This is a genomic window from Neisseria sp. P0007.S010 (genome assembly GCF_051962875.1).
Classification (GTDB): Bacteria; Pseudomonadota; Gammaproteobacteria; order Burkholderiales; family Neisseriaceae; genus Neisseria; species Neisseria subflava_A.
On record NZ_JBQCUX010000003.1, the window covers coordinates 103,850 to 123,429 of the forward strand.

A 19,580-nucleotide genomic window follows, 5' to 3' on the forward strand; every position below is an offset into this window, starting at 1 on the left:
TCAACCTACGACATTACCCAAGTTAAACAACGGCAGATACATGGCAATCAGCAAGATACCGATGAGCGAACCCAATACCACCATGATGATAGGCTCCATCAAGGCAGATAAGCGGGAGACGGAGTTGTCTACTTCATCTTCGTAGAATTCGGCTGCTTTGTTCAGCATATCATCCAAAGAGCCAGACTCTTCGCCGATGGCCGCCATTTGGATTACCATATTGGGGAACATATCTGTACTTTGCATACTGGATGTCAGAGACAGGCCTTGGGTTACCTTGGCTCGAATGTCTTGAGTGGCTTCTTCATAGAGAATATTGCCGGATGCGCCTGCAACTGAATCTAATACTTCCACTAAAGGAACACCGGCTGCGAAGAGGGTGGAAGTCGTACGCGCCCAACGGGCGATGGTTGCTTTTCGGACGATGGTGCCAAAAACAGGCAGTCTCAAAATCAAAGCATCGATTCGTTTTTGGAAAGTAGGCGATTTTTCATGGAGTTTGTACAGGCCGAAGGCCAAAACAATCAAAAGGATGATCATAATCCAGCCGTAGTCGACGAATAAATCGGACAAGTTCATGACAAGTTGGGTGAGACGTGGCAGCTCTGCACCCATATTGGCATAAACTTCTTTAAAGGCAGGCAGTACAAACATCATCATGATGAAGATAAGCGCAATCGCCACCACGATAATGGCAATCGGGTAGGTCAGCGCGGTTTTAACCTTTTTCTTAATAGCCTGGGTTTTTTCTTTATAGACAGCCAGTTTGTCCAATAGGCTTTCCAGTACGCCGCCGGACTCGCCTGCGCTGACCAGATTGCAATAGAAACGGTCGAAATATTTTGGATATTTGGAGAAAGATTTACCCAATGCGCTACCTTGTTCGACATCGGAGCGAACCTGCATCAGCATTTCGGTCATGCTCGGATTGGAGTGGCCGCGCGCAACGATTTCAAAAGCCTGCATCAGCGGCAAGCCTGCCTTCATCATTGTTGCCAGTTGGCGGGTGAACACTGTAATGTCTTCTTGGGTAATACGGCGTTTGCGTGCGGTTTTGACTTTGCTGATACGCAAAGGGCGAATGCCTCTGCGTTGGAGTTTTTTGCGTGCTTCTTCTTCGTCTTTGGCAACTACTTCACCACGGACAAGACGTTCGGTCTCGGTATTTTTTCCTTCAAATGTAAAACGCTTGCCTTTGCTTCTTGAGCCGAACAGACTTCTTTTTTGCTCTGCTTGAGCCATGAGTTATCCCTTGTTAGTAAGAAATAAAGCGGACTGTTTCCCCGTGCCGCTTTATTTTAATTTTGAAAATATGGCAGTTTAGTCATTGGTATGAGCAGTCACTTCTTCCAACGAGGTCAGGCCTTGCATGACTTTCATGAGGCCGGCGCGACGCAAATCTACCATGCCTTCCTGATAGGCCATGTTCATGATATCAACTTCTGTACCGTTGTTCATAATGACCTTTTGCATTTCATCGCTGACCGGCATGACTTCATAAATACCGACGCGGCCTTTAAAGCCTTTGCCGCGGCAGCTGTCGCAACCAACCGGGCGGTAGAGTTTCCAATCTTGAGCCAAGTCCGCATCGGTAAAGCCGGCTTTTTTCAATGCCGGAACCGGCGGGCGCTCCACTTCGCGTTTGCAGTTTGGGCACAGTCTGCGCAACAGTCTTTGCGCCATAATCAGGCTGACCGAGCTGGCGATGTTGAAAGGCGCTACGCCCATGTTCAAAAGGCGGGACAGCGTGGCCGGTGCATTATTGGTATGCAGGGTAGAGAAAACCATGTGGCCGGTTTGGGCAGCTTTAATGGCGATGTCGGCGGTTTCCAAGTCACGAATCTCACCGACCATAATAATATCAGGATCTTGCCGCAAGAAGGATCGGAGTGCGGCAGCAAACGTCAGGCCTTGTTTTTCATTGACGTTGACTTGGTTGACGCCCGGCAGGTTAATCTCGGCCGGATCTTCTGCCGTTGAAATATTCACATCTTCCGTGTTCAAAATGCTCAGGCAGGTATAGAGCGAAACGGTTTTGCCCGAACCTGTCGGACCGGTAACCAATACCATGCCGTAAGGGCGGTTGATGGCCTCAAGCAGCATTTCTTTTTGGAAAGGCTCTAAACCGAGCTGGTCGATATTGAGCGATGTGCCATCGGAATTTAGGATACGCATCACCACTTTTTCGCCGAACAATGTCGGCAATGTGCTGACACGGAAGTCAATCGGACGGCCGTGTTTATGGAAGGCAATTTGAATTCTGCCGTCTTGCGGAATACGTTTTTCAGAAATATCCAAACGTGCCATCACTTTGATGCGCGATGCCAACTGGCCGCGTACGGCGACAGGCGGCTGTACGACTTCACGCAATTGTCCGTCCACACGGAAACGGACACGCGCCATTTGTTCGTAGAATTCAAAGTGGATGTCCGATGCGCCCGCGTTCAGGGCATCGGATAAAGTTTTGTGGATGAAGCGGGGGATAGGGCCGTCTTCAGCTTCTTCATTGTCGATATAAAGCGATTGAGATTGCTGCGTTGCTTCATGTTCGTCGTTGATTTCTTTCAGAATGGTGGTCGAGCGTTGGCCTAGCCATTCCAGCAATGAGCTGAGCTGGTCATCTGGCACTACGACCAAGTCGACACTTAAACCTGAAGCAAAAGCGATTTTTTGAAAGTTTTGGATTTGGGTCGGATCGGATACGGCGAAATAAACCTTGCGTCCGCGTTTGAAAATCGGAATGCAACGGTTTTGCACCATTTGCTCTTCCGTCAGAATGTCGCTGACTACATTATTGCGTGGGTAGTAGCGCAAATCCAAAAGAGGATAGCTGAATACGCGCGCGACTAATTCTCCCAAAGCTTTAGGGGAGATGATGCCGTCTGAAAACAGGTTGGGCAGGATTTCTTTGCCCGATTGTAAAAGGCTGTTGTAATGTTCCGCTTGTTGATTTGAGATGGTCTGGCTTTGAACCAAAACACGCAATAATCCGACACTCATTTTATTTTCCGTTTCTTGTGCAGTTTTCCCTTTAATTTAGAGGAAAGCCGTATTATTTTATCATTATTATGATTAAAGCATATATTTAATTATGCAAATCTGCTTAAGTTGCAAAGACATGCTTCTGCTTTAATTGTATTTTTATTTCAGACGGCCATTATAAAGCAAGGAGAATAGGCGTTAAACTCGATATTTTTGGATTATGATGAAAAAACAACAATTTTGTCGTATGAATCCAATCAATAACGAAATTATATTTCATGTTGCTATTGCTTGTTTGGAGATGGCAGAAAAGGTTGTTTTGATGGACAGACGGTTAGAATTTGAAATATGAAAAGGCCGTCTGAAAAGCGGAAACACATAATTTCAGACGGCCTCTGTTTTTGATTTTCTTATCCGTAAATCTTGGTTCGGATTTCGACGAGGGCATTGATTGCCAAAGTGCTGTTTACAGCTTCTGACAGATCGGACTGGGCGAACAAATTTTCTACTTCGTTAATCAATGTTTCTGCACGCGCCAACAGTTCGCCGTAAGGAAAAGAGCCGCGCTTGATGGCCAGCAATTCGTCACGATTGGGACGGCGTGGCCGGATTTCGCCATGAAGGGCAATATCGCGCGCGGTTTCAAGCAGGCGGAAAGTGTGCATCATATTTTTTGCATCGTAACCGTGACCGTGCGCCTGCGTGCCTTGATAGCGTGTTTCGTTGCGTTCTGCCAGCCATTGTTGATAAGAGGCATATTCGCGGCAGTAGCTGCTGTATCCGTCTTGGTTGAAGGATAGATGGGCAAGCGGTGTTTCGTCTTCTGGAATAGTGCTGAGTGACAGCGTTGTGGCTTCGGGTTTGGGTGCAATACCGTGATAGCCCATCGTGCCGTCGGCATCGTAAAACAGTGCATAAAGTTCTCGGGCGTGGGCTATTTTGATTAAGCCTACACGCCTTTGTTCCATTCCGCGTTGTGCAAGCCAGTACTGTAACGGTACGGTTTGCCTGCCTTCTATGATGTGGCAGAAATCAAGGATGCTTTTCTTTTCAGACGGCATCGGATTGCTGATTTTTTTATTCAATCCCCGTGCTTTTTTGATTTGTCCGTAGGCATAACCTGCAAAACTTTGCTGGCAGGTTTTGGAGATAAACCATTCGGTTTTGAACGCATCCATCAATGGCGAACGGTATCGCACACAGTCGGAAGGGGAAGCCAGCAGCTCCAGCGTGTTTGGATTACTTTGCAACAGCAATTCGATAAACCGTCCCAGTTCGTAATACACAATATCGTTGGTTTCATTGCTGATTTGAGGGATGTATTCCATACCGTAAAACATGGATTTAGGCAGGTAAAACACGCCTTTGATGTCGGTATCGGACTCGGGCGTTGCCAAACCGTAGGCGCGGCTGCCGGACACGGCTTCAAGCAGAATCAGATTTTGCGTGTGCAAGTCTTCGAGGGTCAGCATATTCAGACGGCCTTTTATGGATAAATACTTGCCAAGGTGGAACGGAATAATTCGTTCAAAGGCCCGCTATCGGCAGGTTCGGCAGTAGGGGCAGACAAGGCAGAAACTTCGTTGTATAGGTCAACAGTCAGCTTTTGCAGCTCTGGCGATAATGTGTGCAGATAACTTTCGTCTTGTCCTGTTTTCAATGCGACTAGATCAGTAATTTGGGTAGCACAATCTGTCTGCCACTCATTCATCAACTCAACCAAAGTCATTGGCGGAATACCGCCTTGTTTCACTGCCCAGCGTGCCGCCAATAAAGGACGCAAGACGTAAAACCATTTCTTCAATTTAATCGGCTGCGCCAAATCCATGGCTTTCAAAGCATTGCCGGCGATACCGCGATAATGGTGCAACAACGCGGCGGCTTGGACGTATTGGGGCGCAAGTTTGTTCAGACGGCCTATGAATGCCTCATCTTGTGTATAAACAATCGGAGAACGCAGCCATTCCAGCAATACGGCATTGCTTTTTCTCAACAGACGCAAAGCCTTGCGGATGTCCCAGCCGCCTACGTCAAACCATTGGTTTTCAATAAATTCAAACGTATCTTTTGCTTCATCAATTTGCAGATAATGTTCTTGCGGACGGATATAAATGGCGCGTACATCATAATCGCTGTCGGGCGAAGCAAAGCCCCATGCGCGGCTTCCGCTCTCCGCCGCCAGCAGAAAATGCAGTGGTTCGGCAAGTGAAATTTGAGTCAGTTTTTCTTGAATAGTTTGTTTCATTACGTTTTCCTAATTTTTACAGAAAGGCCGTCTGAAACTGAGTAATCAGGTTTCAGACGGCCTTTTAACTATTTAAATCCGATAGGATTGATTAGGCTTTGTTTTTCAGACGGCCATGCAATTCCTGTACGCTGTACACGCCCAAGTGCTCGCGGCTTTTTGCGCCTTCGCTCATGGCTTCTCCGCCGGCGATGGTGGTGTATTGCGGTACGCGTTGGGTGAGGGAGGTGCGGCGGATGCTGTGGCTGTCGGTAACAGATTGTACTGTGCTGCCGACGGTGTTGACCACCAGGGCGATTTCGCCGTTTTTAATGGCGTCCACGATGTGTGGGCGGCCTTCCTGAACTTTGTTGACCGCTTGCACGATGATGCCGTGTTCTTTCAAGTATTCGGCGGTACCGCGTGTGGCGCAGACACCGTAGCCGAGTGCTTGGAAGTTTTGTGCGGTTTTGACGATGAGCGGTTTGTCTTCGTCGCGTACGGCGAGGAACACTTTGCCGGTTGTGCTCAAGCGTTCGCCTGCGCCGAGTTGGGCTTTGAAGTAGGCTTCGCCGAAGCTTGCGCCTACGCCCATGACTTCGCCGGTAGAGCGCATTTCAGGGCCGAGAATGGTGTCCACACCCGGGAATTTGATGAATGGGAACACGGCTTCTTTAACGGCGTAGAAGTCTGGGATGACTTCTTTTTCTACGCCTTGCTCTTTCAGCGAAATGCCTGCCATCACGCGTGCGCCGACTTTGGCGAGCGGTACGCCGGTGGCTTTGGATACGAACGGTACGGTACGGCTGGCGCGTGGGTTCACTTCCAGTACGAAGACCACGCCGTCTTGTACGGCAAACTGTACGTTCATCAAGCCGACCACGCCCAGTGCGTATGCCATGGCTTTGGTTTGACGGCGGATTTCGTCTTGAATTTCTTCGTCCAATGAGTATGGAGGCAACGAACAGCCGGAGTCGCCGGAGTGGATACCTGCTTGTTCGACGTGTTGCATGATGCCGCCGATAACGACATCTTGGCCGTCTGAAACGCAGTCTACGTCCACTTCGATGGCGTTGTTCAAGAAGAAGTCGAGCAATACAGGGCTGTCTTCGGAAACTTGTACGGCTTCGCGCATGTATTTTTGCAACTCTTCGGCAGAGTGAACAATCTGCATGGCGCGGCCGCCGAGTACGTAAGAAGGACGGACAACCAACGGATAACCGATTTCTTCGGCTTTAACGAGGGCTTCTTCTTCGTTGTGGGCGATGCGGTTAGGCGGTTGACGCAGGCCTAAGTCGTTCAATACTTTTTGGAAGCGTTCACGGTCTTCGGCGGCGTCGATGCTGTCGGCAGATGTGCCGATGATGTTCACGCCGTTTGCCACCAAGGCATTGGCCAGTTTGAGCGGGGTTTGGCCGCCGTAATGAACAATCACGCCCCATGGGTTTTCGGTGCGGACGATTTCCAATACGTCTTCCAAGGTCAGCGGCTCGAAGTACAGGCGGTCGCTGGTGTCGAAGTCGGTAGATACGGTTTCAGGGTTACAGTTGACCATGATGGTTTCAAAACCGGATTCGCGCAGGGCGAGCGCGGCGTGAACGCAGCAGTAGTCAAATTCGATACCTTGGCCGATACGGTTTGGACCGCCGCCGAGAATCATCACTTTTTTACGGTCGGAAGGACGGGATTCGCATTCTTCTTCGTAAGTAGAGTAGAGATAGGCGGTTTCGGTGGCAAACTCGGCGGCACAGGTGTCGACGCGTTTGTAAACCGGATGCAGTTTCAGCGCGTAGCGGTGTTCGCGGACTTCTTTTTCGCTTACGTTCAATAATTGTGCCAAACGCTTGTCAGAGAAGCCTTTGCGTTTCAGACGGCGTAAAGCGGCATAATCCAAGTCTTGTAATTGGCCGTCTGAAACTGATTTTTCTTCTTTCACCAAGTCTTCGATTTGTGCCAAGAACCAAGGATCGATGGCGCAGATTTCGTGGATTTTTTCCAGCGTGAAGCCTGCACGGAACGCATCGGCTACAAACAGCATACGCTCAGGGCCCGGGTTGGCCAGTTCGCGGCGGATTTCCGCTTTGTCTTCGCTGCGCGGATTGAAGCCGCACAAGCCGGTTTCCAAACCGCGCAAGGCTTTTTGGAAGCTTTCTTGAATGGTACGGCCCATCGCCATTACCTCGCCCACAGATTTCATCTGCGTGGTCAAGCGGTCGTCTGCGGCAGGGAATTTTTCAAATGCGAAACGCGGGATTTTGGTTACCACATAGTCGATGGAAGGCTCGAACGATGCAGGCGTGCGGCCGCCGGTAATGTCGTTGCGCAACTCGTCCAGCGTAAAGCCGACCGCCAGTTTGGCTGCTACTTTGGCAATCGGGAAGCCGGTTGCTTTAGAGGCCAACGCAGAAGAACGGCTCACGCGCGGGTTCATCTCAATCACAATCATCTCGCCGTTTTCAGGGTTCACCGCAAATTGCACGTTCGAGCCACCCGTGTCCACGCCGATTTCGCGCAATACCGCCAACGAAGCGTTGCGCATGATTTGGTATTCCTTGTCCGTCAGCGTTTGCGCCGGCGCAACCGTAATCGAGTCGCCCGTATGCACGCCCATCGGGTCGAAGTTTTCAATCGAGCAAATGATGATGCAGTTGTCGGCCTTATCGCGTACCACTTCCATCTCGTACTCTTTCCAGCCGAGAACGGACTGCTCAATCAGCAACTCATGCGTAGGCGACGCATCAAAACCGCGTTCGCAAATCGCCAAAAACTCATCTTTGTTATAGGCAATGCCGCCGCCCGAACCGCCCATGGTGAAAGACGGACGAATCAGGGTAGGGAAGCCGACCTGTTCTTGCGCCGCCAAAGCTTCGTTCATTGTGTGGCAGACAAAAGATTTCGGGCAAGACAAGCCGATTTTTTCCATCGCTTCTTTAAAGCGGCCGCGGTCTTCCGCCTTGTCAATCGCGTCTTCGGTCGCACCGATTAATTCGACATTGTATTTCGCCAACACGCCGTTGCGCGCCAAATCCAGCGCACAGTTCAGCGCGGTCTGGCCGCCCATCGTGGGCAGAATCGCGTCAGGCCGCTCTTTGGCAATAATTTTTTCCACCGTCTGCCACATAATCGGCTCGATGTAGGTAACATCCGCCATTTCAGGGTCGGTCATGATTGTGGCGGGGTTAGAATTCACCAGAATGACTTTATAGCCTTCTTCACGCAAGGCTTTGCAGGCCTGTGCGCCCGAATAGTCAAATTCGCAGGCTTGACCGATAACGATAGGGCCGGCGCCGATGATAAGGATGGATTTTAGGTCGGTACGTTTGGGCATGGTGTTTTACCTTAGAGATTTCAGGTTATTTAAAACTATATTTAACGGGATTGCTGGCACCCCGTTTACGATATTCTTCAGGCAGCCTTTTACGTTGGTATTTTTGGCGGACTTCATCATTTTTAGAAAGTGATTCGCCGTGAAAACCAAAACGTCCTACTATGGTTTCATTAAGCTCAGGAAAATTTTCCTTAGTAGCTGGCAGCCATTCATGCGCTTGTAAAACATCCACAATTAAGCCTTTTTCAACCGCCAAGATGTAATGCGCACGTTTTGCCCGCTCAACATCAAGCCGCCAGGCTAGGCGAACAGCATCATAAGCCGATTTTTCTTTATCTAAAGAACGATTAATATTAATAATCAATAGATTATGATCGCTGTCAAATTGTGCAACAGGTGCATCGTATTTATCTTGTATTTCAGATACATGCATCGAACCAAATTCACTATTGCCATGTCCGCTTTGTTCATTTGATAGCCCCGGATAGGCATCTATTAAAGCAGCTTCTACTTCAAAAGCGGTTTTCTCATTCATGCCATGTCGATGAATGACATGGATAACTTCCAATTTGGCTTTTTGGATAGCGCGAATCCTACTATATTTTAAATTCAGTTCATCTTCGCCATCTTCCGCTATTTTCAAACATTGTTTCAAATGTTCAAAAACCCGGTTGTCTTTGCCTTTGCCTACATAAAAAGTTTCACCATTTCTTGGGTCAATTAAGCGGTAAACGTAATATGCAAGGGCTTTGCAAACTTCAGATGAAAACTTGTCCATATTCTTTTTTCCTCAAATGTATTTAGATAGCAAGCTATTAGCTTGTATGCAGGGTGCGTGCGATACGCACGCGTTCTCCATTTTCCCTGCACTTTAACCCATCGCGTGCGTGCCTTGCGGTACATATTAAAGGCCGTCTGAAAAAACGCTCGCGGGGTTTGTTCCATCTGCCTTGCGATAAAAAACTACCTGAAAAATTCCTGCTATTGATATTTTGGCCACTTTTTTCAGACGACCGTTTGCGTTTTTATTTTGCACAGGCCGTCTGAAAACTTCCTTAAAAACTAGTGATAAATGTAATCAAACCCAAAATAATGCCTGGGGCGTTTGCCAGTATGATGGGGTAGTCGCGTTTTTCTTTCAAAAAGCCGTAGGCAAACCATAATGTGCAGTTGATGGCGGCGACGAGGGGTTGCAACGGCGAGCCGGGGTTGCCGGCAAGGTTGTTTTGGATTTGCGGGATATAAGAAACGTACATACCGACGCCGGCCAGGGTGGCGGTGACGGAAAGAATGTGCATTTGTTTTTCAGTCATTGGTTTTCCTTTCTGATTAGACGATTGGGTTTTCAGGCTGTACAGATGTTGAGAGGGGGCTGAATTTATATTTTTGAAGTTTGGTTTTCAGACGGCCTGTTGTCGAGTTGAGTGTGGCCGTCTGAAAAAATCAGCTTTATTGTTTTGCTGCTTTGATATTGTCAATGAATTTGTCGAATAGATAGCCGACGTCTTGCGGGCCCGGGCTGGCTTCGGGGTGGCCTTGGAAGCAGAATACAGGTTTGTCTGTCAGTTCGATGCCTTGCAAGGTGTTGTCGAACAAGGATTTGTGGGTAATGCGTGCGTTGGTGGGCAGAGTGTCGGCATCGACGGCGAAACCGTGGTTTTGGCTGGTGATGACGACTTTGCCGCTGTCTAAATCTTGTACAGGGTGGTTGGCACCGTGATGGCTGAAGCGCATTTTCAGGGTTTTGGCGCCGATGGCGAGGCTGATCAGTTGGTGTCCCAAACAAATGCCGAAAATCGGTTTGCCGCTTTCCATCAGTTTTTGTACGGCTTTGATGGCGTAGTCGCAAGGCTCGGGGTCGCCGGGGCCGTTGGATAGGAATACGCCGTCAGGATTGAGTGCCAAGACGTCTTCCGCGCTGGTTTGTGCGGGAACGACGGTCAGGCGGCAGCCGCGTGAGGCGAGCATGCGCAGGATGTTGGTTTTGACACCGAAATCGTAGGCGACGACGTGGTAAGGCTGTTCGGAAGGTGTAACGAAACCTTTGCCCAATTCCCATTCGCCTTCGGTCCATTCGTAAGTTTCTGTGCAGGAAACTTCTTTTGCCAAGTCTTTGCCGACCATGCTGCCGAATGCGGCAATCAGTTCTTGTGCTTTTTCAACCGTAGCGTCCGCACCGGTCAAGATTGCACCGCCTTGCGCGCCTTTTTCACGCAACAGGGTGGTCAGGCGGCGGGTATCGATATCGGCGATGGCGACGGTTTTGTTGCGTACCAAATAGTCGTGCAGGCTTTCGGATGCGCGGAAGTTGCTGTGCAAGAGCGGCAAGTCGCGGATAATCAAACCGGCGACGTAAACGCAGCGGCTTTCTTCATCTTCGGCGTTGGTACCGGTGTTGCCGATGTGTGGATAGGTAAGGGTAACGATTTGTTTGCAGTAGGAAGGGTCGGTCAGGATTTCCTGATAGCCGGTCATGGAAGTGTTGAACACGACTTCGCCGGAAGTCGAACCTTCGTAACCGATTGATGTGCCGTGAAATACGCTGCCGTCAGCGAGAACGAGAAGAGCCGGAGTGGTCATGATGGAATCCTGTTTGCCTGATGATGGTCGGTTCGAAAAAATGGGTCAGGCCGTCTGAAAAAATAAAAATTGTTTACAAAAAAGACAGCCTTCGGAAATCTCGGCTAAAAAAAAACACGCTCCGCAGCTTTGATTTTGCTGTGTAACGTGCTTTTTCAGACATAGCGGTCTATGCCGTAGAAGCAGTGTATTTTAAGTCAAAGTAATAGGAATTTCAAGCATAGAGCAAGGAATCGATAATTTAAAAATGTTTTGCCTTTACGGGGCAATCCCTTGCTTTTGGAATGCTTGATGAGTAAGGATTGAACTAAATATCCAGTCAGGCCGTCTGAAAACTGAGCAGGCGGATTGTTTCATTTTTGTTGTGCTTGAAATGCGCGCTTAGGGAAATTCAGCCGAATCAAACATGAAATAGGCTATTTATGCTAAAATCGTAGCCCCATAAAAAATAAAAACAACGTCATTTTTAACTGAGATTATCCGATGAAAAAAGAACACATTATACAAAACGCTCCATCAGGCCGCCATCGCCTCATTCATGCAAGCATCGCTTCCGCTTTAGCCCTCATTAGCTTTTCCGTTCAGGCAAATCCCCAGCAATCTAAAGAAAAAAATGGTTTTGCCGAAATTCCGTTTTATCTGAAAAACGTAAACGAGCCTATCGGCCAACCCAAAGTCAAGCATAATATTATGTTTTTGATTGATGACTCGGGCAGTATGTTGGCTGATGCAGAGGGTAAATATTATGTAGATAATGGGAATGAAGAAATCAATGCGAATAGAAAAATCAATATTGCAAAATCGGCATTAAAGAAGATTTTGGAGCGGTATAAAGATCAGTTTAACTGGGGCTTGCAGACTTTACACAATAATCCTCGGTATTGGAAATGGGATGAGGAAAAAAGGAAAAAGGATAATGCTCTTTACGCATATGTAAAACTGTCTAAACCCGACGATACCAAAGGCGATATGAAGGATAATGAAGGCTTTACGGATGGTTCTGCCGATCGGAACTGGAAATATGTCAGTAAGAAGGTAGATGAGATGTTGGCTTACCAAGCTACGCCGACAACGCGCCGTTATTATGAAGTCGTCAAAAATTTTGTCATACCGAATATCAAATACCGCTGTCAGAAATCCTATGTTGTCGTGGTTTCTGATGGCGATGCCAATATGAGTTGTAGCAATCAGGCCTCTGGAGAAAATCCAAGTAATTCTGACAATACTAACTTCAATTATGACCGAAAATATTATTATTCAAACTATTACCGTGCTATTGATCGTAGCTCGGATGAGGTCTATGAATATTTTGGGCCGTCTGAAGTAAAAGCTTATGAAGATAAACATGGGCAAGGCAAATATTTTTCAGGAAATGGTCTTGAAGGATATTTTGATCTGCCGATTTATGATCCGAGATCGAAGACTCCTGATGGGGAGAAAAAGTTTCAATGCCAATATATGGGCGATAAAGAAATCATTGTTCCTTATTGGGATAGAAACTATGGTAATGAGAAACGCGGTATGCGTTTCTTTAGTCAGACTTTGGCAGAAAAAGATATTAAACCTGCGATTAAGTCAGAAAATCGTCTAGATGCTGCGATTAAGCCAGAAGATCGTCGAGATGCTGCAGGCAAGAGCTGGGATGGTGATCCAAGCGATCCTAAAGGCGTAGATTATAGCAAGCAATTGGTTCAGACTTTTACCGTGGGCTTTGGTGAGGGAATCTCTCCAGTCGGGAAGAAGTATCTGGAAAAGGGTGCCAGTCGCCCGGAATGGTATTTCAATGCCTCAAAACCTGAAAAGTTGCTTGAGCACTTTAAAACCATTATCGACAATATTGAAACTGACAGCAAAATAATGAAATTTGAAGGGGCAGCTTCAACTGCGCCGGTGACGACCAGTACAGGTATTCCCGATATGGCGGCAACGGTTCATTTAAATACCGGCTCTTGGAGCAGTCAGTTGCGGTTTTATAAATTAAAACGCGATGGTACGCCTATTAATACGACTGAGTTTGTTCAGCCATCATTTAATAACCGTCTTACTTTGGTTAATGATGGCAGTAAGACCTATTTCATCGATAGAGTTGCAGATAATGAGGCTTCAAACGCCGATTTTGGCATTTCAGACGGCAGTGCGAAAGATGAGTTGAAGTTGGAATGGAAAAATGCATTGTTGAAATGGACTGGCCGAGCAGGTAGTGATGAAGACATTAAAGCAAATGCAGTAGCAAAAGGTTATAGCCAGTCTTATCGTATCCGTCCGACTGACCCTAATGATCCAAATAAAGATGAACGTAATTTGGGCGATATTTTAGACGGTTCGGTTGCAGCTATTGGGGATAAGGATAAAGGCCGTCAAGAGTTTTTGGTCGCCGCTGCTAATGATGGCATGGTACATATTTTCCGTCGCAATGATACGTCAAGCAATCCTTATGACTTGAAACTCAGCTATATTCCGGCAGGCATGGAACGCGAGGACGAGAAAGGTCAAGCGACAACTTTGGGTAAAGTCCTGAAGGATATTGCTCGTGAGGGCTATGGTTCCACAAAAGGACAACCACACCGCTATATGGTCAATGGTGGTTTTGTTCTCCGTCAAACGCCTGATAAGAAGCAAACCTTTATGTTTGGTGCGATGGGTCAGGGTGGACGCGGTGCGTATGCGTTGAATATTGGTGCAGTGGCTGACAGTGTTCGTAGTAGTAGTTGGAATACGACTGTACCTTTGTTTGAAACTGCAAAAGGCACTGGCAATAAGCTGGGTTATACCATTGGTTCGACACAAATCGGCCGTGTTTCCATCAAGCGCGATACTACTCCGGTTAATCTGGAATCGAATGTGCGCTATGCGGGTTTCTTGGCCAGCGGCTATCGTACTGAAGATGTGAACAGTGTCGACAATGAAACGGCTTTATATGTCTATGATATGACAGGTAAAGAAGCTGGTACGCAAGATACCGGCAAAAATGTTTCTAGTGCCGGTAATCTCTTGGCTAAAATTCCTGCACCGAATGGCAAAGGTGGCCTCTCCACCCCCACTTTGGTAGACACCGATTTTGACGGTATTGTCGATATTGCCTATGCAGGCGACCGTTATGGCAATATGTTCCGCTTCGACTTGAGAGGTAAAACCCCGTCTGAATGGTCGGCGCAAATGATTTTCCAAGGTTCGGGTAATCAACCGATTACGTCTGCGCCTGCGGTATCACGTCGTGGTAAAGACAAGTATGTCGTCATTTTTGGTACGGGTAGCGAGATTTATCAGAATGAACTAGAAGGTACCAACGGACAAATCAATGCCGTTTATGGTATTTACGACGATGTGTCTACTGATGAATCTAAAAAAGCGGTTTTGGCAAACAGCAGTGAGTTGGAGCAGCAAACCAGAGAAAGTGACGGCGAACATATTTATGTCAGCAACAATAAGGTTGGTGAAGGCAAAAAAGGCTGGAGTCTGACTTTAGGTCCGAATGAACGTGTGACTGTCAAACCGACGATGATTTTGCGTACAGCTGTTCTGACCATTCGTAAGTATGAAAGCAAAACAATTCATACTGATTCTTCCAGTACCGATGTTTGTTTGCCGGACAGCACGTCCACACAAACGACAGCGAAAACGATTATTCTGGGCGTAAATGCCGAAAACGGCGGCCGTTTGGGCTTGCGTGATGCTCGTATCTCCAGTAAGGATCGTAAGTTTATCAGGCGCGAGAATAATGGCCAGATTGATTACGCCAACGGTATGACTTTTGATGGCGTTATCAACTTTACTTATATGAATTCCAGTAAAGCCGACGATTCTCCGGTAACTGCCGATGGCGATAGTGGTGGCATGGGTACGGATAAGGAGCTGAACGCCACGCCGAGCGTGCCAAATAATAAATGTTTTGCAACCAAAGGTGATCGCAGTCTCTTGTCTAACCAACTGGTCAGCCTAAAAGTAGAAGGCCGTACATGCGGACTCAAACGTATCAGCTGGCGTGAATTGTTCTTTTAATTTGTAAGGCTTGAATATCGAGGCCGTCTGAATTTTTCAGACGGCCTTTTCTGTTGAGTAGTAGTAATTCAAAAATGTTGGATTGGTGGATAGAAAAGCTTGTTTGAGGGCAAAACAAGCTTTGATCAAATTGAAAGCTTGGATAGAGCTAAACGACAGATTTGGACTATTCTTTTTTTAAATTTCTACCATTTGGCTGATAAGTTAAAAGGCCGTCTGAAAAGTATCTTTTCAGACGGCCTTTGATTTAAAGAGAACGAGTCAAGGAGCGCATTGTTAGATGCTGTTTTTAATGATTTTCCGCAGGGTGGAGAGTTGCCGGCGGCTGACGGGCAACGGGGTCGGAATATCGAGAATTTTAGCGCTCCACGTGGATGCGGATTCATCGTTTTCGTCATCGTCCAGTCGAATCAGACTGTCTAGGGTGTGGCGGAAGACGAGGGCATTGCGGTGGATGCGGATGACTTTGTCGCCCAGCAATTCTTCCCAGTAAACCAAGGTCTTCGGTAATTCGTAGCTTTGGCCGTCGCCAGTAAACAGATAGACGGTTTTGTGTTCCGCCATCAGGTAACGCGCCTGTTGCCATGGAATTTCAACCATGCGTTCGCGGTTGTACACTTTGAAATGGGTAAAACTGTCTGCTTTTTCGCGGTTTTTCTCGATGATGCGGTCAAGCGCGGTTTGCAGGCGGGTCATTTTGATCGGTTTGAGCAGATAGTCTGCGGCAGCCAGCTCAAATGCGCGCAGGGCGTGTTCTTCGTAGGCTGTGGTGAAGACAATTTCCGGCTGGCGCTTGGCGGTACGCTTAATGCGTTCGACAAATTCGAGACCGTCGATTTCCGGCATGCCGATGTCGGCAAAGACGATGTCAACTTCGTGGACGCTCAGCCACTCCAATGCTGGCATGGCATGGTGAAAGACGTTGAGCAGTACGACATTGCACTCTTCCAATAATACACGTAAGCGTTCTGCTGCTAATACTTCGTCTTCTACAATAATGGCACTTGGCATAGCGGTATTCTTTTTGTTGTATCGTGGGAGATCTGTCGCGCTTTGTCGTCCTTGATAACGCGTCAGCCGTATGTTGTTGTCAGCTTGAAATTATCAGTTTGTGACAATTTTAGGAAATTTTTAAAATATACATGATTTTTCGCTTCTTGGGCATGGTTTGGGATGAATCGGAAGATTACTTACATAATTTTATGAAATATTGTAATACCTAGAGTAATTTTGTTGTAATTGCGCTAATTCAGTCCGTGATAATGGACGATTTTGGGATTTTGTCCATTTGCCAGTGTACCACCGCCCAATCAAGCAATTCCTGCGGACGGTTCACGGTAGGTGCATCGGGTAGGTTGAGGTAGGTTAGGACTTGGCGTAGGAGTTGTTCTTTTTGATTCAAATCCAAAGCCGGGGCAAGGGTTTGTTTCGACCATTTTTGCCCTTGGCGGTTGGTCAGTAGGGGAAGGTGGGCGTAGGCCGGTGTGGGAACGCCGAGGCATTGTTGCAGATAGATTTGGCGCGGCGTGGAAACGAGCAAATCTTGACCGCGGACAATATGGGTTATTCCTTGATCGGCATCGTCGGCAACCACGGCAAGTTGATATGCCCAATAGCCGTCGGCACGAAGCAGGACAAAATCGCCGATGTCGTGTGCCAGATTTTGTGCGTAATGTCCGACAATGCCGTCTGAAAAACCGATCACGCGATCGGGAACTTGAATGCGCCATGCCGGAGTTTTGTTTTGCATGTCGGGTCTTTGCTGAGGATTGCGGCAACGGCCGTTATATACAAATCCGTCTGTGCCATGTGTTGCCGCCGCCTGCCAGTCTTTGCGGCTGCAATAGCAGGGATACACCAGCCCGGCTGCTTTGAGGCGGTCGAGGGTGTCTTGATATAGGTCGTAACGGCGGCTTTGATAGGCGACTTCGCTATCCCACTCAAAACCGAAAGCTTCAAGCGTACGCAAAATGTCGGCAGCGGCGCCGGGCATTTCGCGTGGGGGGTCAAGGTCTTCAATGCGGACCAGCCATTTACCCTGATGAGCGCGCGCGTCAGCATAGGAGGCAACGGCGGTCAGTAGGGAGCCGATATGAAGTAGGCCGGTAGGGCTGGGGGCAAAACGTCCTATATACATGGCAGGGTGGTTTTGTAGGGCAGGGGCAGTATGCCTGCACGGTATTCAAATCGTGATAGAAAAGGGTGTGCCGTACACGCCCGAATTTGGGTTTCAGACGGCCTGAGACTTTTCAAAATGATTTAAGTTTCTTTGCCGCCCGTTCAATCCGCTTAAGCCAAGGGAGCCAGTAGGTTGGCGAAGGCTTCTTCAAATTGTTTCAAACCGTCTTCCTGTAAACGAGTTGCCAAAGTTTCAACATCAATGCCGAGTTTCGCGGTTTCGGCAAGCTGCGCTTGGGCTTCGTTCACACCTTCGGTTAACGTGGCTTTGGCGGTGCCGTGGTCGATAAAGGCTTTGAGTGTGGCATCGGGAACGGTGTTGACGGTATGGGCGCCAATCAGGCTGTCAACGTACAAAGTGTCAGGATAGGCAGGGTTTTTCACGCCGGTAGATGCCCACAGAAGTTGTACGCGGTTGGCACCTTTTTCGGCAAGTACGGCAAATTCGCTGCTGCCGAAGTATTGCGCCCAATCTTGATAGGCGGCTTTGGCCAGCGCAATGGCGATTTTGCCTTTGAGGTGGTCAGGCAGGGTGGCGTCCAATGCGGCATCGACACGGGAAATAAAGAAGCTGGCGACAACTTGGATACGGGAAACGTCGTGTCCTGCCTCCAAACGTTTGGCAATGCCGCGCGTGTAGGCTGCATAGGCTTTGAGGGTTTGGGCTCGGGAGAAAAGCAGGGTCAGGTTGACGCTGATGCCGTCTGAAACGAGGGTTTCGAGTGCTTCGATGCCTTCGTCGGTTGCCGGTACTTTAATCATGGCATTTTTGCGGCCGATGGCGGCGTGCAGGCGGCGCGCTTCTTCAACCGTGCCTTGTGCGTCTTTGGATAATTCAGGCGAAACTTCGAGGCTGACGAAGCCGGTTTTGCCGCCGGTGGATTCATGTTCGGCAAGGCACACGTCGCAGGCGGCTTGTACGTCGGCAACCGCCATGGTTTCGTAGCGTTGTTTCGGGGTCAGGTCCTGCTGTTTGAGCGCGGCTACTTCATCGGCGTACAGGGCGTCTCCGGCAAAGGCTTTTTGGAAAATGGCAGGATTGGAAGTTACGCCACACACACCTTGCTTCAGCATTTCTGCCAATTCGCCGCTTTGTACCAGCGAACGGGAGAGATTGTCCAACCAGATTTGTTGTCCTAATGCTTTAACGTCCGATAAAATAGTCATCTCTGATTCCTTTTACATAATAGGTTTGTTTGTGAAGTGGCGGTAATGCTACGCCGATTCGATGAATTTGAACAGTTTACAGCCGATTAATTTGGGCAAAACAAACCTAAATTCAAGCACGAAAGGCGGCTTTGATGGCGGAAAACACACTTTATCTCGACTGGGCGCGCGATGTATTGGATACGGAAGCCGAAGGTTTGCGTGAAATTGCGGCGGCTTTGAACCATGATTTTGTCCGTGCGGCGGAAGCGTTGTTGCACTGCAAGGGCAGGGTGGTCATTACCGGCATGGGTAAGTCCGGACACATCGGCCGCAAAATGGCGGCAACCATGGCTTCCACCGGCACGCCTGCGTTTTTCGTCCATCCTGCCGAAGCAGCGCACGGCGATTTGGGCATGATTGTGGACCACGATGTCGTGGTTGCCATTTCCAATTCCGGCGAAAGCGATGAAATTGCAGCGATTATTCCGGCGTTGAAACGCAAAAACATCACGCTTATTTGTATCACTGCTCATCCGACTTCGACCATGGCGCGTCATGCCGATATCCATATTACCGCGGCAGTTTCCAAAGAAGCCTGCCCGCTCGGCCTTGCGCCGACTTCCAGTACGACCGCCGTGATGGCGTTGGGGGATGCGCTGGCAGTGGTATTGCTGCAGGCGCGTGCGTTTACGCCGGACGATTTTGCTTTAAGCCATCCGGCTGGCAGCTTGGGCAAACGCCTGCTGCTGCGCGTGGCGGATATTATGCACAAAGACGAAGCCTTGCCTGCTGTTTTGTTGGGTACGCCGTTGAAAGAGGCCATTGTCCGCATGAGTGAAAAAGGCTTGGGCATGTTGGCGGTAACTGATGCCGAAGGCCGTCTGAAAGGCGTATTTACCGATGGCGACTTGCGCCGTCTGTTTCAAGAACGCGACAGCTTTGCCGGTTTGAAAGTGGACGACATTATGCATGCTTCGCCGAAAACCATCTCCGCCGACCGCCTTGCCACTGAAGCTTTGAAAGCCATGCAAAGCGGCCATGTGAACGGTTTGCTGGTTGTCGAAGAAAACGGCGTGCTGATTGGTGCTTTGAACATGCATGATTTATTGATGGCACGAATTGTCTGAGTTGACGGCAAAA

The 19,580-nt window shown here is 48.5% G+C and carries 13 protein-coding genes; 2 read left to right on the forward strand and 11 right to left on the reverse strand.

Annotation, left to right across the window (positions count from 1 at the left end):
- From ACTHR7_RS03330 to carA, 8 genes are all read right to left on the reverse strand, one after another.
- Nucleotides 1–1,242 carry a type II secretion system F family protein gene (locus ACTHR7_RS03330; protein ID WP_107868022.1) on the reverse strand — a complete coding sequence of 414 codons (1,242 nt, stop codon included), beginning with the start codon at nt 1,240–1,242 and terminating at the stop codon, nt 1–3.
- A 78-nt stretch (nt 1,243–1,320) separates the two neighbouring features.
- Entirely contained in the window at nt 1,321–3,000 is a 1,680-nt protein-coding gene (gene pilB / locus ACTHR7_RS03335; RefSeq protein ID WP_070824176.1) for a type IV-A pilus assembly ATPase PilB, read from the reverse strand.
- 392 nt (nt 3,001–3,392) lie between these two features.
- Nucleotides 3,393–4,454 (reverse strand): DNA polymerase beta superfamily protein, encoded by a 1,062-nt coding sequence (locus ACTHR7_RS03340; protein WP_440370316.1) that lies wholly within the window; start codon nt 4,452–4,454, stop codon nt 3,393–3,395.
- Nucleotides 4,455–4,468: 14 nt separating this feature from the next.
- Nucleotides 4,469–5,227: a nucleotidyltransferase domain-containing protein gene (locus ACTHR7_RS03345; protein ID WP_440370317.1), complete on the reverse strand. Its 759-nt coding sequence runs from the start codon at nt 5,225–5,227 to the stop codon at nt 4,469–4,471.
- A gap of 91 nt (nt 5,228–5,318) precedes the next feature.
- A complete protein-coding gene (carB, locus tag ACTHR7_RS03350) occupies nt 5,319–8,534 on the reverse strand; it encodes a carbamoyl-phosphate synthase large subunit (RefSeq protein ID WP_440370318.1) in 3,216 nt (1,071 codons plus the stop codon).
- A 25-nt stretch (nt 8,535–8,559) separates the two neighbouring features.
- On the reverse strand, nt 8,560–9,312 hold the full coding sequence (locus ACTHR7_RS03355; protein ID WP_049344526.1) for an LEM-3-like GIY-YIG domain-containing protein: 753 nt from the start codon (nt 9,310–9,312) through the stop codon (nt 8,560–8,562).
- 277 nt (nt 9,313–9,589) lie between these two features.
- Nucleotides 9,590–9,847, reverse strand: a complete 258-nt coding sequence (locus tag ACTHR7_RS03360) for a SemiSWEET family transporter (protein WP_049225703.1) — start codon at nt 9,845–9,847, stop codon at nt 9,590–9,592.
- Between the two features lie 136 nt (nt 9,848–9,983).
- Complete coding sequence (carA, locus tag ACTHR7_RS03365) at nt 9,984–11,114, reverse strand: glutamine-hydrolyzing carbamoyl-phosphate synthase small subunit (protein ID WP_440370319.1); 1,131 nt, start codon at nt 11,112–11,114, stop codon at nt 9,984–9,986.
- A gap of 483 nt (nt 11,115–11,597) precedes the next feature.
- Between carA and pilC the strand changes: the two genes are divergently transcribed.
- A complete protein-coding gene (gene pilC, locus ACTHR7_RS03370; protein ID WP_440370320.1) occupies nt 11,598–15,113 on the forward strand; it encodes a PilC family type IV pilus tip adhesin in 3,516 nt (1,171 codons plus the stop codon).
- A 276-nt stretch (nt 15,114–15,389) separates the two neighbouring features.
- Here pilC and ACTHR7_RS03375 read toward each other — a convergent pair whose 3' ends face one another.
- The 3 genes from ACTHR7_RS03375 to tal all read right to left on the reverse strand — a co-directional run bounded on the left by ACTHR7_RS03375 (nt 15,390) and on the right by tal (nt 18,458).
- Nucleotides 15,390–16,124 carry a LytR/AlgR family response regulator transcription factor gene (locus tag ACTHR7_RS03375; RefSeq protein ID WP_070459495.1) on the reverse strand — a complete coding sequence of 245 codons (735 nt, stop codon included), beginning with the start codon at nt 16,122–16,124 and terminating at the stop codon, nt 15,390–15,392.
- 238 nt (nt 16,125–16,362) lie between these two features.
- Entirely contained in the window at nt 16,363–17,250 is an 888-nt protein-coding gene (gene gluQRS, locus ACTHR7_RS03380) for a tRNA glutamyl-Q(34) synthetase GluQRS (protein ID WP_440370321.1), read from the reverse strand.
- Between the two features lie 152 nt (nt 17,251–17,402).
- A complete protein-coding gene (gene tal / locus ACTHR7_RS03385) occupies nt 17,403–18,458 on the reverse strand; it encodes a transaldolase (protein WP_296184796.1) in 1,056 nt (351 codons plus the stop codon).
- Between the two features lie 134 nt (nt 18,459–18,592).
- Between tal and ACTHR7_RS03390 the strand changes: the two genes are divergently transcribed.
- Nucleotides 18,593–19,567, forward strand: a complete 975-nt coding sequence (locus tag ACTHR7_RS03390) for a KpsF/GutQ family sugar-phosphate isomerase (protein WP_070459486.1) — start codon at nt 18,593–18,595, stop codon at nt 19,565–19,567.
- The last annotated feature ends 13 nt before the right edge of the window (nt 19,568–19,580 follow it).